Below are 24,809 nucleotides of genomic sequence, written 5' to 3'. Positions count from 1 at the left end.
GCCGCGCCGGCGATGCGGGGCGCAGCGGCGCACCGCATGCCGGAATGCACGGTTTCCTCCCGTGCAACCCCTGCCTGAAACCCGCTTTGCCCGTGCTACGCTGGCTGCCATGTTCAATCCGTCCCAAGCCGATGTGCGGCGCTTTTTCTGCGCCGTGTACGCCAAATCCCAGGCCGGCCAGCCCATGGAAGCCATCGAGACCCTGGCCAGCCTGTGGATCGCAGAGCACCCCGAATACCACGCCGATCTGGCCGATGTCGATGCAGCCCTGGCCCGCAACTACGACGAGACGCCGGACCGCACCAACCCCTTCCTGCATCTGTCCATGCACCTGTCGATCAGCGAGCAGTGCAGCATCGACCAGCCCCGCGGCATCCGCCAGGCGGTCGAACTGCTGGCCGCCCGCAAGGACTCGCTGCTCGATGCGCACCATGCCGCCATGGAATGCCTGGGACAGATGCTGTGGGAAAGCCAGCGTTCCGGCCGCCCGCCCGATGGCGATGCATATGTCGCCTGCGTGCAGCGGCGCGCCACCCGGGACTGAGGGCTCACCGCCTGCCGCACGCCGCCATGTCCAGAACCGCCCTCCAGATCGCTGACCGGCCGGCAGCGTCGCCCGCCGCGGTGGCGCTGTGGGCCAGGCCGTACCCTGCACGGTGCCCACGGACCCGCGGTGCCCTCGCACCCGACCAGGGGGCCTGACATGCGCCGGTGGCAGATTTCTCTGCGCACCGCCATTGCCGTCCCGTTCGCCGTGCTGTTCGCGGCCACCGTGGCCTTGCATGCCTTCACCCAGCAGCGGCAGATCGGCCACCTGATCGACCAGGAAAGCGTGCGGCTGCTGGACGCGGTGACGCTCACCGCCCGGGACCGGCTGTCGCGCTTTCTCTCGCGGCCCTTCGAAATCCAGCGCGACATCGCCGATGCCATCGGCCGCCACGGCCTGTACCAGCCGGGCGACATGCGGCCCATCCACGAACACCTGCGCGCCGTGTTCGATGCCCTGTACCGCGACGAGCGACAGATCAGCCTGCTGAGCTTCGGCAGCCGTGACGGCGAATACACCGGCATGCGCCGCGAGGCGGACGGCTTTCGGCTCATCCTCAAGGACCGCTCCACCGAGGGCCTGATGCACGTGTACCAGAGCGGCACGCCCGACGCGGTGTCGGCCTCGTTCCGCGGCTACGATCCGCGCACACGGCCCTGGTACGTGCCCGTGGCCCGGTCCGGGCAGGCGGGCTGGTCGCCGATCTACACCACGGCCGGAGAGCGCGCCGATGTGACCATCTCGGCGGCCTCCGCCGTGATCGCCAGCGGCCAGATGGTGGGCGTGATGGAGGCCGATGTGCGCCTGGACACGCTCAACCAGTTCCTGCGGGACGACCCCTTGCGCGGGAACGGCCACATCTTCATCCTGGACACGGAGCAGCGGCTGGTGGCGCAGTCCGAGGGAGGCTCGGTGCTGTCGGAGCAGCCCGCCCCGCGCGGCGGAGAGCGCGAGCGGCTCACCGCCGGCCGGAGCGCCAGCGCGCCCATCCGCGCCGCCGCCGCCGCCCTGCCCCACGCCCGCTCCGATGCGGGCATCGATTTTCAGTTCGCATACAACGGCGAGCGCTACTTCGCCCGCGTGACCCCGTTCACGCAGCAGCCCGGCATCGACTGGCGCATCGTCGTGCTGCTCCCAGAGTCCGACCTGCTGGGCGACACGCGCGTCATCAGCCGCCGTTCCATTCTGGCGGCGAGCGGCATCGCCCTGCTCGGGCTGCTGCTGGGGCTGTGGGCGGTGCAGCGCGTGGCGCGCCCCATCCTGCTCACGGCCGACGCCGCCAACCGCCTGTCGCGCGGCGACTGGGAACCGGGCCTGCTGCCGCACGCCAGCGCGCTGCGCGAGACCACGACGCTCATCCAGGCCTTCAACCAGATGGCCGACCGGCTGCGCCAGTCCTTCCAGCAGATGCGCGAGCAGTTGCTGAGCGACCCCCTCACCCGCCTGCTCACCCGGCGCGGCCTGCTGGAGAAAGCCGACTGGAAATCCCCGCGCTGGGCCGTGCTGAGCCTGGTGGGGCTGGATGCGTTTCGCGCCATCAACGACAGCGTGGGCTTCGGCACCGGCGACCGGCTGATGCAGGCCATCGCGGAGCGCATGCGCCAGCACCTGCCAGCCACCGTGCTGATGGCGCGACTCGGCGGCGACGAATTCGCGCTGCTGCACCTGGACGGGCACGCGGTGGCGGAAGACACCATCGGCAAGGCCGTGCTGGGCCTGTTCTCCACCCCGTTTTCCGTGGGGGCGGACGAGGTCATGCTCAATGCCTCGGTGGGCGTGGTCGCGGGCTCGCTGGCGGGCGAGCATCTGGCGGAATGGCTGCGCAACGGCAGCATCGCGCTGGGCGAGGCCAAGCGGCGCGGCCGCAACCAGTGCGTGGTGTTCGAGCCCAGCATGGTCGAGCAGTCGATGGAGCGCACGCGGCTGGCCATCGAACTGCGTCAGGCGCTGGAAAAAGGCCAGTTCCTCGTGCACTACCAGCCCGTGATCGACCTGGCCAGTGGGCGCGTCACAGGGGCGGAAGCCCTGGTGCGCTGGAACAGCCCCACGCGCGGTCTGGTGCCGCCCGGCACGTTCATTCCCATCGCCGAGGAATCCGACCTCATCCTGGCCCTGGGCGACTGGGTGCTGCGCGCGGCCACGCAGGCCATTGCGGACCAACTGCCCCGCCTGCCGGAGGGCTTCGACATCCACGTGAACGTGTCGGCGCGCCAGCTCATCCAGTCGGACTTCCCCGCCACGCTGCAGCAGGTGCTGCGCGACAGCGGGCTTCCGCCGGACCACCTCACGCTGGAGTTGACCGAATCGGTGCTGATCGAGGACGACGGCGTGACGCAGGCACGCCTGGCCGCCATCCGCGCGCTGGGCGTGAAGATCGCCATCGACGATTTCGGCACGGGGTATTCCTCGCTGGCCTACCTGAGCCGGCTGCCGTTCGATTGCCTGAAGATCGATCAGCGTTTCGTGCGCAACCTGCTGCATTCGCCCCAGGACGCGGCCATCGTGACCGCCGTGCTCCACATCGCCAAGGGGTTCGGCGTGGCCGTGGTGGCCGAGGGCGTGGAAACCGAGGGCGAGGCCCGCCAATTGCGCGCCATGGGCTGCGCCCAGGCCCAGGGCTACCAATTCGGCCGGCCGGCACCACTGGAGCTCATGGACCTGTCCCCGCGCGAATGAGAACCCCGCAGGGCCCCGGACGGGCCTGCAGCGGTGGCTATGCGTCCGTGCCGCCGACGCGCGTCAGGGAAACGAGGCCAGCGCTGGACACCTGCAACTCGACCTGCGCGTTCGCAGGGCCGACCGGCGCGGCCATCGTCGCCCCGTCCTGGCCCAGCCGCGCCGACCGCAGGTCATTCGCGGCCAGCACCGCCATCGCCTGCTGAAGGGCCGTGTCGACGATCCGCGCGGCCGCCGCGCCGGTTTCACCCCGGTACCTGGCGCCCTCGACGATGCACCGAACACCCTCGGACGCCCGGGAAAAGCCGATGCGCCTGCCCATTGCCAGCCAGTTGTGCACCGCCATCCGCACCTCCGCCGGAGACGTCGGCACCGCACTCAGCACCGGACCATCGAGCGCACCGAGAAGTGCTGGTAGCAAGGCATAGAGCGCCGCTTGCGCCGCCTCGCTGCGTTGTGCCGCGGACGCCTGCGCAAGGCCGGGCAGATGGGCCGCCAGGTGCAGATAGACGCGGTAGTAGTCGGCGAACTCGCGGGGCGTGCGCGCCTGGTCCACGCCGAATGTCGCGGCCTCCGACTGCAGCGGCTGCGAGGGCGCGGGCCCGCCAAAGGATCCGCCCGGCAATTCGCACAGCGCCACCCAGTCCATGAAATCGATGCACTGCAACACCGGGGCCCCCGCCACGCCCAGCGAGGCCAGGAACGCCTGCGCGTTGCGCAGGTCCGCGGCGGTGAGCAGCCGATGCTCTTGCAGGACGCGCTGGACCTGCGCGACCACCGCAGGGCCGGCATCGCCGGCTTCGGCAAGCGCCAAGGTACGAAGGTCGCTCAACCCCAGCGTCATCAGCTTGACCGGGCTGACCGCCAGCCCCAAGCGGGGCAGCAGCGCCATGGGAGACCCGTGCAGGCCTTTCTGCGTGCCATCCAGCAGGGCGGTCTCATCGGGGAAGTGGTAATGGGCCCCGGGCGAAGCGATGGCCCAGTCCAGCCATTGCGGACCGCCGTCCACGAAGGCCAGGGCGTGCCGCCCCGACTCCGACAAGGCAGAGGAATTCTGTAGTTGGCGACCGGCGACGGAAATGCTCATGCGTTGGCCTCATGGAGATGCGTTGATGGGATGGAACGAAAGACAGGGCACACCAAAATATAACGCCCCTCCACGCCGATCCGGACCTCCATCGGCCCTGCTGCGCACCCGCCCCGGGGCATGGCCTGTGCCATCTTCCAGCCAAAGAAAAACCCGCCAGAAGGCGGGTTGAGATGGACAGCCGCGAGGCGAGGCCCCGGCGCGCGACGGTCAGCGAAAACGCGACTGCGGCACCACCTGCAGCTCGCCGTCGAGCGAACCGATGTAACCCGCCAGCGCCTTCAGTTCGGCATTCGTGAACTGCTTGGCAATGCCCGCCATGATGGCGTTGGAGCGGCCCAGGTGCGCGTTGTTCGGGTCGGCCTTGTAGGCCTTGAGCGCCACGAACAGATAGTCCGCATGCTGGCCTGAAATCTTGGGATACGACGGATCGATGGGCTTGGCGAAGTTATCGCCGTGGCAGGACACGCAGGCGCCCTTTTGCAGCAGCTGCGCCACCTGCACGCTCGGCTCGCGCGTGGGCTTGGCCGGCAGGTTGGCTCCCTCGCGCACCTGGGCCGCGTAGTACGCGGACACATCGGCGATGTCCTGGTCGGTGAGCGAGTCGGCAATGCCGCGCATGGTCGGATGCTTGCGGTCGCCCTTCTTGTAGGCGTTCAGGGCCGAGGCGATGTAACGCTCACCCTGCCCCGAAATCATGGGCACCTTGTGCACTTCGGGAAAGCTGGCCTGGTAGCCCGGAATGCCGTGGCAACCGATGCACATGGCGACCTTGCCCTGGCCCGCCTTGGCATCGCCCTTGGTCTCCTGGGCCTGCGAAACCGCGGTCACGCAAGCGACAGCCAGGGCAAATATCGTGGTCAACTTCTTGTTCATTTTGCGCGCACAATCTCGTGGAAGTTTGTCGGTGCTCGGGCAGAAAACGATTATAGCCAGCGCCTTTCCAGGCCTTTTATCAACGATTACCCTATTTACGGCCCATGAAATTCCAAGGCTCACAGAGTTACGTTGCCACCCAGGACCTGATGCTCGCAGTGAATGCGGCCATCACCTTGCAGCGCCCGCTGCTCGTCAAGGGCGAGCCCGGCACCGGCAAGACCATGCTGGCCGAAGAGGTCTCGCGCGAGCTGGGCATGCCGCTCCTGCAGTGGCACATCAAGTCCACCACCAAGGCGCAGCAGGGGCTGTACGAATACGACGCCGTAAGCCGCCTGCGCGACAGCCAGCTGGGCGATGCCGACAGCAGCGAGCGCGTGAAGGACATCCGCAACTACATCGTGCAGGGCGTGCTGTGGCAGGCCTTCACCGCCGACCAGCCCGTGGCGCTGCTGATCGACGAGATCGACAAGGCCGACATCGAATTCCCGAACGACCTGCTGCGCGAGATCGACCGCATGGAGTTCTACTGCTACGAGACGCGCGAACTCATCCGCGCCAAGCACCGGCCGCTGGTCTTCATCACGTCCAACAACGAAAAAGAGCTGCCCGACGCGTTCCTGCGCCGCTGCTTCTTCCACTACATCAAGTTCCCCGAAGCCGAGACGATGCGCAAGATCGTCGACGTGCACTTTCCCACGCTCAAGGCCGAACTGCTCGCCGTGGCGATGAAGACGTTCTACGACGTGCGCGGACTGCCGGGCCTCAAGAAGAAGCCGTCCACCAGCGAGCTCATCGACTGGCTCAAGCTGCTCGTGGCCGAAGACATTCCGCTCGAAGCCCTGCAAAGCGCCGACCACAAGGTCGCCGTGCCGCCGCTGGTGGGTGCCCTGCTCAAGAACGAACAGGACGTGGGCCTGTTCGAGAAGCTGGTCTTCATGAACCAGCGCAACCGATGAAGGGCCCGAGATGAGCAGCGCACGCCGCCTGCTGATGGAAGGCCTGTCCGACGCCGTGGGCTTCGTGGGCGGCGCGCTCGCGGGCTACTGGATCGGCCACCTGCTGGGCTTCGACATCTTCACCTCGGGCTACGGCCCGTCCAGCCTGGCGGGCATCGCCCTCGTGGGCCTGGGCGGCGGCTTCGGCCTGCAGGCGGCACGGCGCTGGCGCGCCAGCCGCGCACCTAGCGACAAGGAGTGATTCTTTCCATGGCTTTCGTCGAACCCGTCACCCTGCGCGATCGCGGCATCCGCCTGGAGCCCCTCGCGCTGTCGCATGAAGAGGGCCTGCGCGCCGCGGCCACCGATGGCGCGCTGTGGACGCTGCGCATCACCTCCGTCCCCGAGCCGCAGGACGTGCGCGCCTACATCGAGACCGCCCTGGCCGGCCGCGAGCAAGGCCACCGCTTCGCCTTCGCCGTGGTGCAGGAAGACACCGGCAAAGTGCTGGGCACCAGCAGCTACCACGACATCGTGCCGGCCGTGAAGCGGGTGGAGATCGGCTTCACCTGGTATGCCAAGAGTGTGCAGCGCACGCATGTCAACACCACGTGCAAGCTGCTGCTGCTGGGCCACGCCATCGACACGCTGGGCTGCCACGTGGTGGGCTGGCGCACCGACAACTACAACTTCGCCTCGCAGCGCGCCATCGAGCGCCTGGGTGCAAAAAAAGACGGCGTGCTGCGCGGCCACGCGCTGCGCCGCGACGGCACCATCCGCGACACGGTGATGTACAGCATGCGCTCGGGCGAATGGCCGGAAGCCAAAGCCCAATTGCTATACCTTTTGCAGCAGCACGCCCTAGTGGAATAAGCGCCAGAGGGCTAAAAGGCTTCAACCCATGCTGATCGACTTCTTCTACACCCTGCGCGCCGGCCAGTTGCCGGTGTCGGTGAAGGAATACCTCACCCTGCTGGAGGCCCTGCAGGCCGGCGTGGTGGGTCCGAACTCGGACGACGCCTGGAGCCTGGACGACTTCTACCACCTCGCGCGCACCGTGCTCGTGAAGGACGAGAAGCACTTCGACAAGTTCGACCGGGCTTTCGGCGCCTATTTCAAGGGCGTGGAGATGGTGGCCGACTTCCGCAAGGACATCCCTGCCGACTGGCTGCGCAAGATCCTGGAGCGCGAGCTCACGCCCGAGCAGAAGGCCGCCATCGAGAAGATGGGCTGGGACGAGTTGATGGAGACGCTCAAGAAGCGCCTGGAAGAGCAGAAGGAGCGCCACGAGGGCGGCAACAAGTGGATCGGCACGGGCGGCACCAGCCCGTTCGGCCACGGCGGCTACAACCCGCAGGGCGTGCGCATCGGCGGCGCGGGCAAGAACAAGAGCGCCGTGAAAGTGTGGGACCAGCGCGCCTACAAGGACTACGACGACACGCAGGAACTGGGCACGCGCAACATCAAGGTGGCGCTGCGGCGGCTGCGCAAGTTCGCTCGCGAAGGGCACGAGATGGAGCTGGATCTGCCGGACACCATCCGCAGCACGGCGGCGAATGCGGGCTACCTGGACATCAAGATGGTCCCCGAGCGCCACAACAACGTGAAGGTGCTGCTGCTCATGGACGTGGGCGGCACCATGGACGAGCACGTGCAGCGCGTGGAAGAGCTCTTTTCCGCGGTGAAGACGGAGTTCAAGCACCTGGAGTTCTACTACTTCCACAACTGCGTATACGACTTCATGTGGAAGAACAACCGCCGCCGCTTCGCCGAGAAGTTTCCGACCTGGGACATCATCCGCAAGTACAACAAGGACTACAAGCTCATCTTCGTGGGCGATGCCACCATGAGCCCCTATGAGATCCTGCAGCCCGGCGGCAGCGTGGAATACGACAACGAAGAGGCCGGCGCCGAGTGGCTGCAGCGCCTGATCCATGCCTTTCCCCGGTTCGCCTGGATCAACCCCGAGCCGCAGGGCGTGTGGCAGTACCGGCAGAGCATCGGCATCATCCAACAGATCGTGGGCCAGCGCATGTACCCGCTGTCGCTCAAGGGCCTGGAAGAGACCATGCGGCTGCTGTCCAAGTGACCGCCTGACCGCCGGGACCACCCAGCGCGCGCCGCTGTCTGACAGCGGCGGTGCGTTTTTCAGGCCATAGTGCCCCCAATTGCCGTTGCGCACCCCGGATGCGACGGCCTGGCAGCACTCCCTTCCAGCCCCACCAAGCCCTCTTTTACGTGTCCCTCCCCGCAACGCATTTTTCGAGACGATTTCCGACGCCGGCCTTGTGGCCGGCGTTGCTGCTTTCGAGCCTGGTGGCCCTGCAGGGCTGCAGCCTGCTGCCGGGCGCCAAGGAAGGCACGGTGGACAACAACACCATCCAGTCCGATGCCGGTGCCGGCACCGGTCCCGATGCGTTCTCGCTCGAAGTGCGCGCACCCGATGCCGTGCGCGAATACCTCACGCGGCACATGGAGCTGCAGCGCTTTCGCCAGTTGCCCGACCTGCAGTCGAGCGAGATCACCCGCCTGCTGGGCGCGGCCGAGTCCAATGCCCGCGAACTGCTCGGCACCCTGGGCTATTTCAGCCCCACGCTCACCATCACGATGCAGGAGACGCCCGGCGCCACCGGCGCGCCGCGCACTATCACCGTGGAGGTGGAGCCCGGCCCGCAGACCCGCGTGGCCCGCGCCGACATCGATTTCACCGGCGCCGAGGCCGATTCGCCCCAGTTCGCCAACCGACGCGCGCGCGTGCAGCGCAGCTGGTCGCTCGCGCCCGGCCAGCCCTTCACGCAGGACGCCTGGGACGGCGCCAAATCCCAGGGCCTGCGCCAATTGCAGGCCACGCGCTATCCCACCGCCAGCATCGCCAAGAGCCGCGCGGAAATCGACGCCGACCGCAACGAAGCACAGCTGGGCGTGACCTACGACCCCGGACCGCCCTACCGCTTCGGCGCGCTGCGCGTGCAGGGCGGAGAGCGCTACAGCGCCGACGGTGCGCGCCGCATCGCCCGCCTGCCCACGGGCGCCGACTACAGCGAAGCCCAGTTGCTCGATGCACAGATGCGGCTGGCCAGCAGCGGCTACTACGACGCCGTGTTCCTCTCGCTGGAAACCGACGGCACCGACCCGCAGGCCGCGCCCGTGGTGGCCCAGGTGCGCGAGGCCCCCCTGCAGAAGGTGGTGTTCGGCGTGGGCCTGTCGACCGACAGCGGCCCGCGGCTGAGCGTGGACCACATCCACAACCAATTGCCCGGCATCGGCTGGCGCGCCGTCAGCAAGGTCTCGGTGGACCGCAAGAACAAGCTGCTGTCCACCGACTGGACCGACCTGCCCGGCGAGGACGGCTGGCGCTGGTTCACCGGCGCGCAGGTGCAGCGCGAGACCACGGGCGACTACGAGGTCAACAGCAGCCGCCTGCGGGGCGGCCGCAGCAAGAGCACCGACCACATCGACCGCAGCTATTTCCTGCAGCACGACACCGCCAAGAGCCAGGGCACGGACGCGCCTCCCTCCAGCGCGGCCATCAGCGCCAACTACGGCTGGACGGGCCGCTACTTCAACAACACCACCAATCCCACGCGGGGCTTCGGCCTGGCCGCGGAGCTGGGTGTGGGCACCACGCTGCGGCCCGAGCGCGACCCGTTCGTGCGGGCCTACCTGCGGTGGCAGTCGTTCTACCCCATGGGCCGCGTGGACATGGGCGAAGGCGTCACCCGCACCAGCCGGCTGGCCCTGCGCGCCGAAGGCGGCGCAGTGCTTGCGCGCCGCGCGGCCGAGATCCCGGTGACCACGCTGTTCCTGACCGGGGGCGACACCACGGTGCGCGGCTACGGCTACCGCGAGATCGGGGCGCGCACCTCCAACGGCCAGCTGTATGGCGGCCGCTACCTGACCGTGGCCAGCGCCGAATGGCAGCGGCCCATCGAGTTCCGAGGCAACCGCACCGATTTCGAAACCGCCATGTTCATCGATGCCGGCGCGGTGGCCGACCGCGCGGGCGACCTGGACCCGCGCGTGGGCGTGGGCGCCGGCCTGCGCTGGCGCAGCCCCGTCGGGCCGCTGCAGGCCGACCTGGCCTATGGCGTGCAGGCCAAGCAACTGCGGCTGCACCTGAGGCTGGGCTTCAGCTTCTGACCGCACTCTGAAAGACCCATGGCGACGCGCCCTCCCCGAAACCCCTACGCCGCCGCCGCGGCCCCCGTTCCCGCGCCCCGGCGCCGCCGCGGCTGGCGCATCGCCGCCTGGACCCTTGCCGCGCTGCTGGCCCTGGTCGCCCTCGTCCTCGGTGCGGCCTGGTGGTGGGCCGGTGGCCAAGCCTCGCTGGCCACCACGCTGGACCGCGCGGCACGCTACCTTCCCGCCGACCAGCAACTCGAAACCCGCGACGTGACCGGCTCGCTGCGCGCCGGCGGCCACATCGGCTGGCTGCGCTGGAGCAGCCCCACGCTGGCGGTGGAAGTCAACGATGCGCGCATTGCCTGGCAGCTGGCGCCCTTGCTGCAGCGCCAGCTCACGCTGGGCGAAGTGCATGCGGCCGAGGTCAAGATCATCCCGCAGGGCCCGCCCCGCACCGAGCCCGAAACGCCGCCGCAGCCGCTGCAATCGCTGGAACTGCCGCTGCGCATCGACCTGCCGTTCCGCGTGGACAGCATCACTTGGGCCGCGCCCAGCCCGGTCACCGCGCAGGGGCTGGCGGGCCACTACCGCTACGACGGCACCCACCACCGACTGGCGCTGGACAGCGTGGCCTTCGCCCAGGGCCACTATTCCGGCCAGGCCACCGTGCAGGCCCAGGCGCCGATGGCGCTGGAGCTGAAGGCCGACGGCACCGTGCGCACGGCATCGCCGGGCGGCGGCGACGACATCGAAGCCAAGGCCCATGCCGAGGCCAAAGGCAACTTGGCCACCGCAGCCGCACGGCTGCAGATCACCGCCCAATTGCAGGCACAGGCCGCCGAGCCACTGACAGTGGCTCCGCCCGCAGCGGGTGCCTCCCGCCCCAACCCCGTCCCATCCGCCAAACCCAGCAAGCCAGCGGCCCGCCCCGCGAAACCCGCCGAGCCGATGCGCGCCGACGTGCAGGCCGAGATCGCACCCTGGGCTACGCAACCCGTGCTGCAGGCGCGCGCCGATGTCGAATCGCTCGACTTGGCCGCCCTGTGGCCGCAGGCCCCCGTGACTTCGCTGAGCGGGCAACTGCGCGTGGACCCGGCCGCTGCTGCCCCCGACGCTACCGGCACCGGCTGGGCCATCGGCGCCCAATTGCGCAACGCCGTGCCGGGCCCGTGGGACCAGCGCCGGCTGCCCCTGGAAAGCATCGATGCCCAGGCCGCCTTCGACGGCACGCAGTGGACCGTGCCCGACGCCACTGCGCGCATCGGCAACGGCAGCGTGGCGTTGCAGGGCCGCTTCACCCCCGCCACGCGCGCCATGGAAGGCCGTGCCGAAGTGCGGGGCCTTCGCCCCAGCGCCCTCTACAGCACCCTGGACTCCACCCCCGTCGCCGGGCAGGCGCAGGCCCGGAGCGAAGGCGGCGACGGCGAACCGCTGGTGCGCTTTTCCGCCGACCTGCGCGCCACCGGCACCGCGGCACCCCGGCGTGCCGGCGTGCCCGCAGCTTTGCGCGTCGAGCGGCTGGCCACCGAAGGCACCTGGCAAGGCAGCCGGCTGGCGCTCGCCCGCCTGCAGCTCGATGCCCTGCAGGCGCAGGTGAATGCACGCCAGTTGCAGATCGGCACGGCCGACCTGTCGGTCAAAGGACAGTTGCAGGCCACCGTGCCGGGTGCAACGGCCCAGATGGACGGCCAGATCGCTCCCCGGGCAGGCAACGGCCAGCTGGAGCTGCGCGTGGCCGATGCGCAGCGCGTGCAGCGCTGGATCGAGTCCTTGCCCGGCCTGGCCACCGCCCTGCGCGGCGCATCCATGCAGGGCGACGCCCAGCTCACCACCCGCTGGAACGGCGGCTGGCAGACCCTTCAGCGGCAGTTGCAGGCCGCCGGCCTGCTGGCCCCGGCCGCCGCAGGCACGGCCCGCGCTGCTGCCGGCGAGCGGTTCGAATGGCAGGCCCGGCTGGCCGCGCCGCGCTTCGACGTCTCCCTGCCCGCCAGCGGCTCGGCCGCACCCATGGCCGTGCGGCTCACAGCGGTGCGCGCCGAACTGGCCGGCGGATTACCCCAGTCCACGCTGTCGCTGGACGGCGAGGCGCGCGTGGACCGGCGCCGCCTGGACCTGCGCCTGCGCGGCACTGCGGGCACGGCCGCCCCCGGGCAATGGAACGCGCAGATCACCGAATTGCGTGCGCAGGCCCGCGACGAGCAATTGTCCGGCCCCTGGACGGTGCAGTTCAACCAGCCGCTATCCGTTGCTCTGCGCCAGTCGCCCAGCCTGCAGGTGGAGACCTCGGGCGGCCAGGCCACCGTCTCCGGCCCGGCGCCGGGGCAGGTCACGCTGCACTGGGAGCCCGTCCGCTTCGCCCAGGCCGCCAATGGCGCCATCGCCTTGCGCACGCAGGGCCGCCTGCAGGGGTTGCCCATGGCCTGGACCGAAGCGTTCGGCCCCCAAGGCCAGGAAGCATTGCAGCGCCTGGGCCTGGCCGGCAACCTCGTGTTCGACGGCGACTGGGACGTGGACGCGGGCGACACCCTGCGCGCCAGTGCCAGCGTGCGGCGCGCCAGCGGCGACATCCGCGTGCTGGCCGGCAGTGCCGCGCCCACCACGACGGTGGTGCACAGCAGCGGCCAGGGCCAGGGCGCCGGCCGCGCGCAGACGAGCGAAGGGCCCGGCACGCCAGCGGGCGTGCGGCAGGCCGAAGTGCAGCTGCAGGCCGAAGGCGACACCGTGCGTGCCCGCGTGCAATGGGACAGCGAACGCGCCGGCCGCGTGCAGGCCGATGGCAGCACCCGCCTGGCCCGTGCCGATGGCGGCTGGCAATGGCCTGCCGATGCTCCACTCGCCGCCACCGTGCGCGCCCAGTTGCCGGACGTGGGCGTGTGGTCCGCCCTGGCACCGCCGGGCTGGCGCGTGAAGGGCACGCTGGACGCCAATGTCGCCCTCGCCGGCAACCGCGCCGCCCCCCGCTGGAGCGGCACGCTCGGCGCCGACCAGCTGTCGGTGCGCTCGCTCATCGACGGCGTGGACCTGCAGGACGGGCGCCTGCGCGCCACGCTGAACGGCGACCGGCTCGACATCACCGAATTCCGCGTGAACGGCGGGCAGGGCAGCAACGCCCGCATCGCCGGCTTCAGCGGCAACCGCACCGCGGCCCCGCGCGACGGCGGCACGCTCACCGGTAAAGGCAGCGTGTCGTGGGCCACGGGCGGAAGCGGCGCCACCGGCTCCGGCATCGCCATGGACTTCGACGCTGAAGCGCGCGCCCTGCAGGTGCTGGTGCGCGCCGACCGCCAGGTCAGCGTGTCCGGCAATCTGCAGGCGCGGCTGCGCCAGGGCCAGTTCACGCTGCGCGGCAAGCTCACCACCGACCGCGCCACCATCATCCTGCCCGAGGCCGGCGCACCCAGCCTGGGCACCGACGTGGTCGTGCGCTCCGCCGCCAAGGACCGCGAAACCGTCAAGCAGGCCGAGCGCGCGGGCCAAGCCGCCGGCCGCGTGGAAGCGGCCAAGCCGCCGGACATCATCGTCACCCTCAACCTGGGCGACGACTTCGCACTGCAGGGCCACGGCATCACCACCCGCCTGGCGGGCGAGCTGGAGATCCGCGGCGCCACCGTCGCCGGGGCGCCGCCGCGCGTCACCGGCGAGGTGCGCACCGTGGAAGGCCGCTACCGCGCCTGGGGCCAGTCGCTCGATGTGGAGACGGGCCTGGCACGCTTCAACGGCCCGTACGACAACCCCGCGCTGGACATCCTGGCCATCCGGCCGAACATCAGCGTGCGCGCCGGCGTGCAGGTCACCGGCTCGGCCAAGGCGCCGCGCGTGCGGCTCTATTCCGACCCCGATCTGCCCGACGCCGAAAAGCTCTCCTGGGTGGTGCTGGGCCGCAGCGGTGCCGCCGGCGGCGCCGAGGCCGCGTTGCTGCAACAGGCGGCGCTGGCGCTGCTCGGGGGCAACGGCAATGCCGGTGCCGGCAACTTCGCCAAGCGCGTGGGGCTCGACGAGATCGGGTTCAAGGGCCCCGGCTCGGGCGAGGATGCCTCGGCCGCCGCGCTCACCTTCGGCAAGCGCCTGTCCAAGGACCTGTACGTGACCTACGAGCGCAGCCTCTCGGGCGCCCTGGGCACGCTGTACATCTTCTACGACCTGACCAAGAGCCTCACGCTGCGCGGCCAGACCGGCGCGCAAAGCGCGGTGGACCTGATCTACACGGTGCGGTACGACTGACGGGGCCCATCAGCCCGCCGCGGTGCGGGCGAACTGGGGCGCGTTCTGCACCCGGCCATCCCCGTGCGGCAGATAGGGATAGAGCAGGCCCCCCGCGGCCTGCAGCAACTCGAACTGCGCGGACGCCAGCCCTTGCTCCACCAGATCGAAATGGCACAGCGTGCCGTACAGGCCGCCGCGGTGATCGGTCACCGGCACGCCGTGGTAGGCCACCACCACCCCGCGGAACGAGCTGGCCAGCAGCCGCTCGTCATGCATCGAGTTGTCCACCAGCAGCGAGCCATCGCGCAGCACGAACTGGCAAAAGCTGTTGTCCAGCGCCACCACGGCCAGCGCCTCGGGCCGGATCTGGTGCTGCTTGTCGTAGAGGAAGACATTGATGAGCTGCGACTCGATCACCTGAAAGACGCCGGTGTACCGATGCGGCACACCGCGGTTGAGGGCCTCCATGGCGGGAGAGAGTCCCTCCGCCTGGAGCATGGCGTGGAACTGTGGAGGCGTCATCGGTGAAATCATTGCGGAGGCATTTTAGAGCGGCGCACCGACCCGGGGCGCTTTGCCGCTGCGGAAATGCGGCACTCCCATGGCCTCTGGCCCCGCGCCGGGCGCGATCCTCTTTTGCGGAGGTCTCAGCACAGCGGGGAAAAGCTGCCATGGCCACGCCTTTACAATCGCCCGTCCTCCTCGTAGTTCAATGGATAGAACGAGTGCCTCCTAAGCGCTAGATACAGGTTCGATTCCTGTCGAGGGGACCATCGACCAATCCGGGGAGTCCAAACTCTTCCGGATTTTTTATTTCCCTTTGCAATCGATGGTTTACCAGTCCACTATTGCCCAAACCAGTCCTGCTCATCCAGGACAACTGGGAGCACATTTCAAAAGGTCTTGTGTTCTCTAGTCGCAAGCCGCTCACTCATCCGCGTTTTTTGCCAGGAATCACCAGCTGAGTCCCGTCGTCAGCAATGGTCACCCGTGGTGCATCACCCGAAATATGCATCCCGTTGATCGACCGAACGGCCAGCAGCCAGCGGCCACCCCACCGCAGTTGAACCTCGGCTCTGACGAAGTTCACCAGTTCTGAGCATTGAGGTACAGGGCCAGCCTCGCCGTGCGGTTGCCGCATCTCCGTAACGGCCATGAGGCGCAGACACGTTTCTTTAGAGACGGTCATCGTGCTTTCACCTGGAAGCTTCACTCCTACTCGCTCCGCTAAGACTGCCGGCACATACCACAAGCCCGCAAACCCGACGAAAAGCGCCGCGACCACCACGCTGGCTACAGACCAAAACACGACTGGCCTGATATTGCGCACGACCGCAGCGGTGTTCGCCACAAGCAATAGGAGCAACACAGTAAGCCCACACAGCAACCGCCAATCAGCCCAGCTGTCAGGCTTGGATTCAGCGATGCCACTTGCCCACACCAGGATGAACACGCCCATGGGAATGAGTGAGCCCCCCAAGGTTAGTGCCGCTACTGTCAAAAAGAGCGTGCCGATTGACGGATGGGGACGATCTCTCCACAACATCAAGAACATTACAACGAGTGCAATTGCACCAGCCAATCCTACGTAGTGGGCGTATGGCACTGTTTTCGTCATCCACCAAATGAATAGCCAGGCTCCACCGATCTGGCCTGACAACGTTGCCCACCATCCCCGTGGTCTGACTTCATAAGACATCGCGGCGAACACCGTCCCGAACATTGGGATGGTCACGAACACCCACAGCAAGAGCAACCACACAGACACCAGAGTTGCCAGGCCAAACAATCCCAGCAAGTCGGATGGCACGTATTCGATCCTCATCAAGTAGAGGTAGATCAAGACGCATCCCACGATGAAGCTGGCCACCGTTGCTAGCTTGAATGGAAACTGGCTGACGCGCTCGTGAAAACGTCGTGCACGGTCAATGAACGCACGTTCTGGGAATCCATGGCTTTCACCTGCAAGTGGCGTGATCCTTTTCGCTGAAAGCGCTGGTAGGTGTGATGCCATCTCGTTCCCCCCTCTTCGTTTTCTTGAAGCTTCCGGTCCTTTGCCCGACCAGCACGGGCTTAAATGGACGACTGCGAACTGAATCATTGCATGTGTACAGCCTCTACACACCCGCATTCGCTTGGCGCTGAGCGGTCCACACAAGACCATACAGGCATGCAAACCTCCACAGAAATCCACCCTTTCAAACTGGCCGAGGCCCTTCACCCGTCAGCCTCACCGAATACGCCGTCGTATGACGCGTATAAGGTGGCGACGTGGATTGGTCAGCGGCCAAAGTTGATGGCCTGAACAGCGGGTTAAAAGGTAGCTTGCGATAGCTGCTGAGGGACCAGGTTTACCCCGCAGGGCCCATTGCAGGCAAAGTCGGCGGGTAAGGCGAGGCAAGTTCGGAACAAACTTCCGAAGTCGTCGTTTCGGAGGTCTGCAGAGGACAGTAACTGCCGATTTCGCTCAATGCTCCTGGCAGCCGGATGCCATAGCCGGGCCGCCATGGCTCGCCTTACCTCTGACTGATAACGAACCGGGTCGGGCGCGCAGTGGTGCCGATGGGCATGGCGCTTCCAATTGCACCAATGGCAGCAAGCCGCAATGTTTGCTGGATGATCCAGGCCACCTCGTTGACGCTCCACCAAATGCTCGGCTGTCGACCGAAGCACATCGAGCAGAGCGTCAGGAAGACTGTATGCCTGCGCAAATCTCTTGCGGCATTCCGGCTCCCAGATCGGCAACTCACAATAAATGCAAAGGCCCTGTTGGGCAAAGTAGGCACGCTTGCGGAGGGTAGCCGTGGTGATTTTCAGCATGGGCGATCAAAAACAGCGGTGCTGTTTCCGTCGCCAATGACTGGTCGGGTCGGACGCCGAGGCTGGTGCCGAATCGGCTATGCAGGGAATTGCTCCCATGCGGTCGGCTTTGCGACACCGAACGCTTGCAATTTACGCGCTCATACCACCGCGCGTCAAGCCAGGATTTATCGGCTGCATTGGTTTGAGGGAATCGAAATCTTTCGCTGAACAAAGTGCGCGCTGCACTCAGGCAGATCGCCGCCGATGCCATGCCAGCAGCCCCAGCAATGCCGTCAGCATCGCCAGGCCGAAGTGCGACAGCGTGGGAATGGCGGCGGCACTCGCCGGCGCCGCGGCGATCACCGCCGGCCCGCCCGGATCGGAGATCGTGCCCACTGCCGGATCGGCGTCCCCCGGGCCGTTGTCCTCGATGTCGAAGGTCACCGTGTCCCCATTGATCTGTGCGCCCGGCCATTCGAACCACTCCGACTGCGCCGCGCCCACCGTGCGCGGGCCGTACTTCATGAAGCGGCTGCCCGCTACCAGCGCTTGCGGGTATTTCAACGTCACCGTGACCTTGCCCGCGCAGGTGGTCGCCACGAAGCGGAAGACGCCTTGGGGAAACTGCGCGCCCGCGGGGCGGCTGGATGGCACCTCGAACGCGGTCTGCGCGGCGTCGAACGTGCAACCGCTCACGCCGGTCAGCGACGCGGTGATCTGCCCACTGCCGGCGGGCGAAGCGCCGGTGAACGAGTCCTCGACGCTCGGCAGGCGCACCACCAGATGCAGGGTCGATTCCTTCTGGATGTTGTAGTCCGAGAGGGTTCGGCCGTCTTCCAGTTGCTTGCCCGCGAAGATCAGCCGCTGCTGCTCGGGCGCAATGCCTTCCTGGTCCTGGATCTTGGCCTTCACGTTCTCAATCGAGTCGCTGGGCTCCACGTCCAGAGCGATGGTCCTTCCGGAGACGGTTTTCACGAAGATCTGCATGGCCCACGCGCCCTGCGAGAGGGCGGCGAGCGCAATGAAGAGGGCCCATCGGCCAGCCCATCTCCGAATATCCAGAAAGGGGGGAACAGGCGGGGAGAACGCAAAAACCATGGATCAACTGGCAGCAGGTCGAAAAAGACCCGGGATCATGCGTTTCTGACGGGTTTCTTACAAGCGTTCCGGCCCTGGATCTGCGGAAAGTCGCGTTTTTTTAAGGGCGCTCTTGCCCCAGCCAGCCCTCGATCACCCGGGGCGGGCCTCCGACGGTGAGCGGACGCAGCGCATGGCGGCGAGCCGGAGTTTCCAGGGACAGTCGGTCCAAGGCATGCGGGGCCAGCGCCCGCAAACCGCGTCTCAGCGGCTGAGCATCGCCACGACCGCGACGATGCCGAGCACCACCACCGCCACCGCCCGCGCGGCCCAGCCACCCAGGCTGGCGGCGGTCATCCCGGCAATGCCGGCTTTCACGGTACCGGCGTGGCGGCCCTCGTGGGTGCCGGATTCAAAGGCAGAGCGCCTGCTGATGGCGGGTGCCTGCGGATGGCCGCAGCCGGGGCAAGCGGCCGCCTGATCGGAAATCTGTCGGTTGCATTCGGGGCATGGAACGAGTGCCATGGGTTTTCTTCTCCTGGTGCATGGATTGAACGATGGCCACAACCTACCTGTGACCGTCGCACCATAGCCCGGCCCTTGTGCGCGACTGTTTCGAAATGCGTCGAAGCCGCGCGGCACCGACCGCGTCACGGCCAGCCTTGCAGCTCCCAACGGCTGCCATCGGCAAAAGACAGCCTGAGTCTCAAGGTGCCACCGGCTGCGGTGTACAGGCTGTATCGGCGAATTTGCGACAACTGCCGATGGGCCCAGGCCTCCATCTGCATCAGGGGCTGATCGTCGCACGCGGCCATCGTCTGGAAAACTGGCTCGGCACGAATGCCGTCGTCCTCGGCCCACCACCGGTATCGGAATGTCGACCCGTTGCACACGCGCAGGCCGAAAAGCCCGGCACCTGGAAAGCTCAACCGCACCGATGGGCCGGAATTGCCCATGCCGGTCCTTGGCCAATCGTGCCGCTCTGTGCCATCAGGGCCGAAGATCGAGACCAGTCCCCATTCAGCGGTATCCAGCGTGCCGAGGTAGAAGTTTTCGCGCGCTGGCTCTGCCTCCCGCTGAGGGGGCTGCTGTGGCGAGGCCATCGCGCCACTCGCTATCAGAGCGAGCGCGGCACCAGCGATGAGCGCGAGCACCCTAGCGGGCCCCGCCCAACTTCTCGAAATCCGCATCCAGCCGCGCCAGCGACGCCGCGATCTGCGCGCGCCGGGCCTTAATCCAGCCGTCCTGCTCGGCCACGCGCTGGGTGGCCTCGCGCAGCATGCGGTCCATTTCGGCGGGCTGCGGGCCGCCGGCGGTCTGGCGGTTCCTGACGATCGCCACGGGGTCGAGCGTGGAACGGAACTCGGCCTCGGACAGGGGCAGCACCTGTGCAAACTCCGTTCCCTTCACCGTCTCGGCGTAGATGCGTTGCGCCTGCGCATACGGAAACGCGAGAGGCTTGATGTCCTTGGCCTTGGCGTATTCCACGACCTCCGAGGCGAAATGGTGGCCGACGCGGAAGGGCAGCTTGTATTGGCGCATCAGTACATCGGCCAGTTCCTGCGATGCGGTCCAGTCGCTGTTGAGCTCCTCCAGCGCACGCTGGGGATCGATCACCAGGTTGTTGAGGATGCGCGTCCAGTTGTTCAGTACGCCGACCGCCGCCTGCACCATCGCGGCGTTGGTGCGGACCTCCTTGGGGTCGCTCATGCCGGGGGGGATGTTGTGCGCCTGGAGTGCGGGGCCCATGCCCAGGTTGAGCGCGGTGGAAGCGTCGCGGCGGGTGCTGTTGAGCAGGCCGGGATTGCGCTTTTGCGGCATGGCGCTGGAGACATACGTGTTGCCGCCGCCTTCCTGCAGCAGGATCCAGGGACGCGGCTGGGCGTATTGGGTCATCACGTCTTCGATGAAGCTGCCGGCATGCAGGGCGATGGCCATGACGATGGCACCGGCCTCCACGGGCTGGTCCACGGCGGAGATCTGCGCGGCGTCGTACGCGTTGTCCACCGTGGCGGAAAAGCCCAGGTAGTCCGCCATGCGCTGGCGGTTCAATGGCCAGCTGGTGCCGTTGAGCACCGTGGTGCCCATGGGCGAGCGGTCCATGCGGGCATAGGCTTCGCGGATGCGCTGGGCGTCGCGCTCCAGCCCGGCGGCGATGCCCAGCAGATAGTGGCCGTAGCTGTTGGGCTGGGCGGCCACGCCGTTGGTGTAGTTGGGCACCACGGTGGCCCGGTGCTTGCCGGCGAGTTCGATCAGGGTGGCGGTGATCTGGCTGAGCGCCTCGGCCAGGTGGAGCATTTCATCGCGCAGGATGGCGGACCGCGCGGTGGCCAGCATGTCCTGGCTCGATCGGCCGGCGTGCAGCAGCGTGATCTGGGGGCCGGCGGCTTCGATCAGCAACGGCTCGAAGGTGATGACCAATGAGGGCCGCTTGCCACCCGGCTTGTCGCCGTTGGCCAGCACCTGGGTGATGCCTTTGTAGACGAGGGGCGACAGCGATTTGTCGAGCAGGCCTTCGTCGGTGTTGATGACGGCGGTGGCCTTGTTGATCTCGCCGAGCCAGAAGAAATCGTCGTGCTTTTTGGCGGGGGTCTGGGCGCCCGCGTGGGGCACGAGGGCCGCCAGGGAAATGGCGGCGGCAATGGCGAGTCGGGTGGGTTTCATGGGCATGGCATGTTGTCTCTTTAATGGTTTTTTCCACCGGCGCAGGCGGCCGTGGCGATGATGGGCGCGCTGGGTCTGTGCTCAATACACGCCGTAGCGGTACGCAAAGTACAGGGCGGCGAGGGTGCCGACGACGGCGAGGACGGTCATTGCTTTGCGCATGGGAACTCCGCGGGGGAAACAGCCATGGTAGCCGCCCCGGCGCCGCCACCCGCCTTCGGCGTCAGCGGCCGTGCAGACCCTGCGGCGCACCGCCCGGTCGCGCAGCGCGCCGCTGCAGCAGCGCCCGCACCATCACCCCCACCACCAGCGCGTTGACCACGAAAATGCCCGCGTGCAGCGCATTGCTGTGGTGCAGGAAGCCGATGAACTCGAACGGCAGGTAGATCGCCCCGCTGCCCGCAGCCAGCACCTCGGCCCAGGGGCGTTCCTTGAAGAGGCCGTACGCCTCCACCAGCCGCAGCGCGGCATACGCGGCAGCGCCCAGGGCCAGCAGCATGAGCCGGGAGTCCTGCACGTTGCGGGCTGCATCCAGAAAAATCTGCGGGTACTTCGCCGCGGGGTTGAGGTGCGCATGCTCGATGAGCCGCACGGCGATGGCGTAGATGTCCCGGTGCGCCAGCGACAGCAGCCCGGTGGCGGCGGCCAGGACGAGCAGGCCCTTGAAAGCTTCGAGGAACGCGACGAGACGGACGGCCTGGTTCATGGAAAACGCCTCCCACGCGAACGGCGTGGATGGATAGGATGGATGAAGGTGAACGGATGACGAAGGGTGGACGGGCGCCAGGCCGATTGTCGGCCCTGCCGGCACGCGCGCCGCCGACCCCACCGCGCAGCCGGGGCCCCGGCCTACAATCCGGCGGCCCGCCCCGACGATCCGGTGGTGCTGCTCCACGAACGCGGATCTGGGTCAAAAAGGCCTCCAGCGCAATCAACCTCCCGGCATAGTGCTATCAAAAATGAAGCAACCGACTTCCATCGCCCTGCTGCACGCCCTGCGTGCGCTGCGCCGTTGGGTGTTGATGGGCTTCATGGCGGCGATGGCGGTGGCCACGGCCTCGCCGCTGGTGCATGCGCGGGCGATGGAGTGGGTCTGCTCCACGTCCGGCATGGTCAAGGTCTATGTGCAGACCGACGACGGGCCGGTGGAGATGGGGCAGACGGCCATGGACTGCCCCCTGTGCATTCCCCACGGAGCGCCGCCCCCGGTGGTGGCGGTGCAAACCCTGCCGCAGCCGCTGCCGCTCGGGCATGCGATGCAGGCCATTGCAGCGGCGCGCATCGCAGCCGCCACGGCCGCGCCATTGCCTGCGCGCGGCCCCCCGGTCTTTCAGCACGCCTGAGCCTCGCCGGCTCCCTGCGTTCGCCGCAGCGCGGCCATCCGCCCGTGGGCGGGTGACTGCTGCCCCGCGCGAACGCATTTCCCCTCCCCTTTGCTGATCCGGCCCGCCGGGCGCACTGCCGTACCGCCGCCACCGCGCGGCGGGCGGCGTGCGCCGGGTGCGGGCGATCCGCGTGCTGATCGATGCCATGACCACGACTTCCCTTTTCTCCTCCGCCCTGCCCGCGCCACCACTGCAGCCGCAGCCGATTTCGGCCCGAACACCGCGCAAGGCACGCTCACCGTTTTCCCACGCGGTGCTGGCGGCGCTGGCCGGCTTCGGGCCCGCCGCCGCCCCGGCGCAGGACGCGCCCCTCTCGTCCGTGCCCACGCTGGCGCCGGTGACCGTCTCGGGCACATCCGCCGAGCCCCTGGGCCGGCTGAACCTGGACACCCCCGCCGAGACCGGCAGCCGCCTGGGCCTCACGCCGCGCGAGACGCCCGCCTCGGTCACCGTGGTGGACCGCGCCACCATCGAAGCCCGTGGCGCGCAGGACACGCAGGAGATCCTGCGGGCGATCCCCGGCGTGACCGCGCACAACGCGCCGGGCTCGATGGCGGCCAGCTACCGGGGCTTCAGCAACAACTCGGTCACGCAGCTGTACAACGGCATCACGGTGCAGTACGGCAGCGCCACGCGCGCGGTGGACAGCTGGATCTACGACCGGGTGGAGGCCGTCGGCGGCGCCTCGAGCTTCCTGTACGGTGCGGGGGCCGTGGGCGGCTCGCTCAACTACATCACCAAGACGCCCGACCGCAGCGGCGACTTCGCGGAAGGCCGGCTGCGCGCGGGCTCGTACGGGCTCAAGGAGGCCTCGGCGGGCCTCAACCGCCGCATCGCGGGGCCGCAGGACGGCGGCGCAGGGCCGAGCCACTTCGCGCGCATCGACCTGAACCACCGCGACGCCGGCAGCTGGACCACGGGCACGCAGACCCGGTCCACGCAGCTGGCCGCGTCGCTGCTGTCCGACCTGGGCGGCGGCTTCACGCACCTGCTGGCGTACGAGTACCAGAAGGACGCGGTGGACCGCCCCTACTGGGGCACACCGGTGCTCAACCCCGCCGTGGGCGCGCTGCGCATCGATCCCGGGACGCGCTTTGCCAACTACAACAGCAGCGACGGCATGTACGCCCACCGCGTGCATTGGCTGCGCTCGGTGGCGCAGTGGCGCGTGTCCGACGCCCTGCAATGGCGCAACACGCTCTATGCCTACGACGCGCTGCGCGACTACCGCAACGTGGAGACCTACCAGTACAACGCGGCCAACACCCTGGTCTCGCGCGGCAGCGCTTATTTGCAGCGGCACGACCAGCAACTGGTGGGCAACCGCACCGAGGCCACCTGGCACGGCACGCTGGCCGGCCGGCCGAGCGACTGGGCCTTCGGCCTGGACGTGAGCGTGAACCGGCAGACGCGCTTTCCCAACAGCCTGGCCGGCACGGTGAGCACGGTGGACCCGTACCGCTTCACGACCGAGCGCTTCTTCGACATTCCCGGAATGGCGCCCGGCTTTCGCGCCGACCGCGACAACCGCGTGCAGACCACCGCGGTGTTCGTGGAGAACCGCACGGCCCTGGTGCCCGGCGTGAACCTGGTGACGGCGCTGCGGCAGGAGCGCATCGCGCTGGACCTGACCAACCGCCGCGCCGTCACCGCCACCAGCCCCGCCACGTTCGAGCGCAGCTACACGCCCACCACCGGCCGCCTGGGCGTGGTGTGGGACGTGGCTCCCGGCGCCAACGTGTACGCCCAGTACGCCACGGCGAGCGACCCGCCGTCGGGCTCGCTGTCCACGGCCTCGTTCGCCGACGTGGCCAACAACAGCGCGCTCACCACGGGCCGGCAGCTGGAAGCGGGCGCCAAGTTCGACTTCTGGGGCGGGCGGGGCACGGCCACGGTGGCGGCGTTCCAGATCACGCGGCGCAACATCGCCTCGCAGGACCCCAACAACCCCGCGTTCACCGTGCTGGTGGGCGAGCAGTCGTCGCGCGGCGCGGAGGTGGCCGTGGGCCTGCGCCTGACCGATCGCTGGCAGCTGCAGGCCAACGCGATGCGCACCCGCGCCCGCTACGAGCAGTTCGTGCAGGGCGGCGTGTCGCTGGCCGGCCGCACGCCCATCAACACGCCCGAGAGCGTGGCCAACCTGTGGCTGGGCTACGCGGTCACGCCCGCGCTGCAGGCCACGGCGGGGGCGCGGCGCGTAGGGCGTATCTATGCGGACGCGGCCAACACGCAGTATTGGCCCTCGTACACGCTGCTGGACCTGGGGCTGTCGTGGAAGCTCTCGCCCACCGCCACGCTCTCGGGCCACCTGCGCAATGCCACCGACCGCCTCTACGCGGCCGAAGCGCGCAGCGCGCAGGTGTACCTGGGCGCACCGCGCACGGTGGACGTGTCGCTGCAGGTGGCGTTCTGACCGCCGACGGGAAACGCAC

19 protein-coding genes and 1 tRNA gene are annotated in these 24,809 nt (G+C 68.2%); 11 read left to right on the top strand and 9 right to left on the bottom strand.

The window, feature by feature from the left end:
- Nucleotides 1-109 precede the first annotated feature (109 nt).
- Together AVAK2825_RS01060 and AVAK2825_RS01055 are read left to right on the top strand one after the other, a co-directional pair.
- Nucleotides 110-544, top strand: coding sequence for a DUF1841 family protein (locus AVAK2825_RS01060; protein ID WP_284393307.1), 435 nt, complete (start codon nucleotides 110-112; stop codon nucleotides 542-544).
- 159 nt (nucleotides 545-703) lie between these two features.
- On the top strand, nucleotides 704-3,223 hold the full coding sequence (locus AVAK2825_RS01055; RefSeq protein WP_284393305.1) for a bifunctional diguanylate cyclase/phosphodiesterase: 2,520 nt from the start codon (nucleotides 704-706) through the stop codon (nucleotides 3,221-3,223).
- Between the two features lie 37 nt (nucleotides 3,224-3,260).
- On the opposite strand, the gene AVAK2825_RS01050 is transcribed toward AVAK2825_RS01055, so the two are convergent.
- Both AVAK2825_RS01050 and AVAK2825_RS01045 read right to left on the bottom strand, forming a co-directional pair.
- On the bottom strand, nucleotides 3,261-4,310 hold the full coding sequence (locus tag AVAK2825_RS01050; protein ID WP_284393303.1) for a hypothetical protein: 1,050 nt from the start codon (nucleotides 4,308-4,310) through the stop codon (nucleotides 3,261-3,263).
- Nucleotides 4,311-4,520: 210 nt separating this feature from the next.
- Nucleotides 4,521-5,186, bottom strand: coding sequence for a c-type cytochrome (locus tag AVAK2825_RS01045; RefSeq protein ID WP_272565067.1), 666 nt, complete (start codon nucleotides 5,184-5,186; stop codon nucleotides 4,521-4,523).
- Between the two features lie 104 nt (nucleotides 5,187-5,290).
- On the opposite strand from AVAK2825_RS01045, the gene AVAK2825_RS01040 reads away from it, so the two are divergent.
- From AVAK2825_RS01040 to AVAK2825_RS01015, 6 genes are all read left to right on the top strand, one after another.
- Nucleotides 5,291-6,145: an AAA family ATPase gene (locus AVAK2825_RS01040; protein WP_284393300.1), complete on the top strand. Its 855-nt coding sequence runs from the start codon at nucleotides 5,291-5,293 to the stop codon at nucleotides 6,143-6,145.
- Between the two features lie 10 nt (nucleotides 6,146-6,155).
- Nucleotides 6,156-6,386 carry a hypothetical protein gene (locus AVAK2825_RS01035; RefSeq protein ID WP_284393299.1) on the top strand — a complete coding sequence of 77 codons (231 nt, stop codon included), beginning with the start codon at nucleotides 6,156-6,158 and terminating at the stop codon, nucleotides 6,384-6,386.
- A gap of 8 nt (nucleotides 6,387-6,394) precedes the next feature.
- Nucleotides 6,395-6,997, top strand: coding sequence for a GNAT family N-acetyltransferase (locus AVAK2825_RS01030; protein ID WP_284393298.1), 603 nt, complete (start codon nucleotides 6,395-6,397; stop codon nucleotides 6,995-6,997).
- A 28-nt stretch (nucleotides 6,998-7,025) separates the two neighbouring features.
- Complete coding sequence (locus AVAK2825_RS01025; protein WP_284393297.1) at nucleotides 7,026-8,213, top strand: vWA domain-containing protein; 1,188 nt, start codon at nucleotides 7,026-7,028, stop codon at nucleotides 8,211-8,213.
- Nucleotides 8,214-8,422: 209 nt separating this feature from the next.
- Nucleotides 8,423-10,264 (top strand): autotransporter assembly complex protein TamA, encoded by a 1,842-nt coding sequence (locus AVAK2825_RS01020; protein ID WP_284393296.1) that lies wholly within the window; start codon nucleotides 8,423-8,425, stop codon nucleotides 10,262-10,264.
- Nucleotides 10,265-10,282: 18 nt separating this feature from the next.
- Nucleotides 10,283-14,467, top strand: a complete 4,185-nt coding sequence (locus AVAK2825_RS01015) for a translocation/assembly module TamB domain-containing protein (protein WP_284393295.1) — start codon at nucleotides 10,283-10,285, stop codon at nucleotides 14,465-14,467.
- A 9-nt stretch (nucleotides 14,468-14,476) separates the two neighbouring features.
- On the opposite strand, the gene AVAK2825_RS01010 is transcribed toward AVAK2825_RS01015, so the two are convergent.
- Nucleotides 14,477-14,971: a guanylate cyclase gene (locus tag AVAK2825_RS01010; protein ID WP_284393294.1), complete on the bottom strand. Its 495-nt coding sequence runs from the start codon at nucleotides 14,969-14,971 to the stop codon at nucleotides 14,477-14,479.
- Between the two features lie 176 nt (nucleotides 14,972-15,147).
- Between AVAK2825_RS01010 and AVAK2825_RS01005 the strand changes: the two genes are divergently transcribed.
- A tRNA-Arg gene (locus tag AVAK2825_RS01005) sits at nucleotides 15,148-15,222 on the top strand.
- 158 nt (nucleotides 15,223-15,380) lie between these two features.
- Here AVAK2825_RS01005 and AVAK2825_RS01000 read toward each other — a convergent pair.
- From AVAK2825_RS01000 to AVAK2825_RS00975, 6 genes are all read right to left on the bottom strand, one after another.
- On the bottom strand, nucleotides 15,381-16,463 hold the full coding sequence (locus tag AVAK2825_RS01000) for a hypothetical protein (protein WP_284393292.1): 1,083 nt from the start codon (nucleotides 16,461-16,463) through the stop codon (nucleotides 15,381-15,383).
- A gap of 1,034 nt (nucleotides 16,464-17,497) precedes the next feature.
- Complete coding sequence (locus AVAK2825_RS00995) at nucleotides 17,498-18,226, bottom strand: IPTL-CTERM sorting domain-containing protein (protein WP_284393291.1); 729 nt, start codon at nucleotides 18,224-18,226, stop codon at nucleotides 17,498-17,500.
- A 366-nt stretch (nucleotides 18,227-18,592) separates the two neighbouring features.
- Nucleotides 18,593-18,853 (bottom strand): hypothetical protein, encoded by a 261-nt coding sequence (locus tag AVAK2825_RS00990; protein ID WP_284393289.1) that lies wholly within the window; start codon nucleotides 18,851-18,853, stop codon nucleotides 18,593-18,595.
- 125 nt (nucleotides 18,854-18,978) lie between these two features.
- On the bottom strand, nucleotides 18,979-19,431 hold the full coding sequence (locus AVAK2825_RS00985; RefSeq protein ID WP_284393287.1) for an META domain-containing protein: 453 nt from the start codon (nucleotides 19,429-19,431) through the stop codon (nucleotides 18,979-18,981).
- A gap of 52 nt (nucleotides 19,432-19,483) precedes the next feature.
- The gene (locus AVAK2825_RS00980) at nucleotides 19,484-20,998 is read right to left on the bottom strand and encodes a lyase family protein (protein WP_284393286.1); all 1,515 of its coding nucleotides are present in this window, start codon (nucleotides 20,996-20,998) and stop codon (nucleotides 19,484-19,486) included.
- Between the two features lie 217 nt (nucleotides 20,999-21,215).
- Complete coding sequence (locus tag AVAK2825_RS00975; RefSeq protein ID WP_284393285.1) at nucleotides 21,216-21,698, bottom strand: DUF2127 domain-containing protein; 483 nt, start codon at nucleotides 21,696-21,698, stop codon at nucleotides 21,216-21,218.
- Between the two features lie 253 nt (nucleotides 21,699-21,951).
- On the opposite strand from AVAK2825_RS00975, the gene AVAK2825_RS00970 reads away from it, so the two are divergent.
- Together AVAK2825_RS00970 and AVAK2825_RS00965 are read left to right on the top strand one after the other, a co-directional pair.
- A complete protein-coding gene (locus AVAK2825_RS00970) occupies nucleotides 21,952-22,335 on the top strand; it encodes a DUF2946 family protein (RefSeq protein ID WP_284393284.1) in 384 nt (127 codons plus the stop codon).
- 187 nt (nucleotides 22,336-22,522) lie between these two features.
- Nucleotides 22,523-24,790, top strand: a complete 2,268-nt coding sequence (locus AVAK2825_RS00965; protein ID WP_284393282.1) for a TonB-dependent receptor — start codon at nucleotides 22,523-22,525, stop codon at nucleotides 24,788-24,790.
- Nucleotides 24,791-24,809: the final 19 nt, after the last annotated feature.

The sequence above is a fragment of the Acidovorax sp. SUPP2825 genome (genome assembly GCF_030158995.1).
GTDB lineage: Bacteria > Pseudomonadota > Gammaproteobacteria > Burkholderiales > Burkholderiaceae_C > Paracidovorax.
This window is presented reverse-complemented; position numbering and strand designations above follow the sequence as displayed.

What these genes read in the sequence shown, in the direction of transcription:
- AVAK2825_RS00985 (WP_284393287.1), bottom strand. Translation starts at nt 19,431, where the DNA reads ATGGCCTCGCCACAGCAGCCCCCTCAGCGGGAGGCAGAGCCAGCGCGC.
- AVAK2825_RS01050 (WP_284393303.1), bottom strand. Translation starts at nt 4,310, where the DNA reads ATGAGCATTTCCGTCGCCGGTCGCCAACTACAGAATTCCTCTGCCTTG.
- AVAK2825_RS00965 (WP_284393282.1), top strand. Translation starts at nt 22,523, where the DNA reads ATGACCACGACTTCCCTTTTCTCCTCCGCCCTGCCCGCGCCACCACTG.
- AVAK2825_RS01030 (WP_284393298.1), top strand. Translation starts at nt 6,395, where the DNA reads ATGGCTTTCGTCGAACCCGTCACCCTGCGCGATCGCGGCATCCGCCTG.
- AVAK2825_RS01000 (WP_284393292.1), bottom strand. Translation starts at nt 16,463, where the DNA reads ATGGCATCACACCTACCAGCGCTTTCAGCGAAAAGGATCACGCCACTT.
- AVAK2825_RS01035 (WP_284393299.1), top strand. Translation starts at nt 6,156, where the DNA reads ATGAGCAGCGCACGCCGCCTGCTGATGGAAGGCCTGTCCGACGCCGTG.
- AVAK2825_RS00980 (WP_284393286.1), bottom strand. Translation starts at nt 20,998, where the DNA reads ATGCCCATGAAACCCACCCGACTCGCCATTGCCGCCGCCATTTCCCTG.
- AVAK2825_RS00990 (WP_284393289.1), bottom strand. Translation starts at nt 18,853, where the DNA reads ATGGCACTCGTTCCATGCCCCGAATGCAACCGACAGATTTCCGATCAG.
- AVAK2825_RS00975 (WP_284393285.1), bottom strand. Translation starts at nt 21,698, where the DNA reads ATGAACCAGGCCGTCCGTCTCGTCGCGTTCCTCGAAGCTTTCAAGGGC.
- AVAK2825_RS00970 (WP_284393284.1), top strand. Translation starts at nt 21,952, where the DNA reads ATGAAGCAACCGACTTCCATCGCCCTGCTGCACGCCCTGCGTGCGCTG.
- AVAK2825_RS01045 (WP_272565067.1), bottom strand. Translation starts at nt 5,186, where the DNA reads ATGAACAAGAAGTTGACCACGATATTTGCCCTGGCTGTCGCTTGCGTG.
- AVAK2825_RS01025 (WP_284393297.1), top strand. Translation starts at nt 7,026, where the DNA reads ATGCTGATCGACTTCTTCTACACCCTGCGCGCCGGCCAGTTGCCGGTG.
- AVAK2825_RS01055 (WP_284393305.1), top strand. Translation starts at nt 704, where the DNA reads ATGCGCCGGTGGCAGATTTCTCTGCGCACCGCCATTGCCGTCCCGTTC.
- AVAK2825_RS01015 (WP_284393295.1), top strand. Translation starts at nt 10,283, where the DNA reads ATGGCGACGCGCCCTCCCCGAAACCCCTACGCCGCCGCCGCGGCCCCC.
- AVAK2825_RS01060 (WP_284393307.1), top strand. Translation starts at nt 110, where the DNA reads ATGTTCAATCCGTCCCAAGCCGATGTGCGGCGCTTTTTCTGCGCCGTG.
- AVAK2825_RS01010 (WP_284393294.1), bottom strand. Translation starts at nt 14,971, where the DNA reads ATGACGCCTCCACAGTTCCACGCCATGCTCCAGGCGGAGGGACTCTCT.
- AVAK2825_RS01040 (WP_284393300.1), top strand. Translation starts at nt 5,291, where the DNA reads ATGAAATTCCAAGGCTCACAGAGTTACGTTGCCACCCAGGACCTGATG.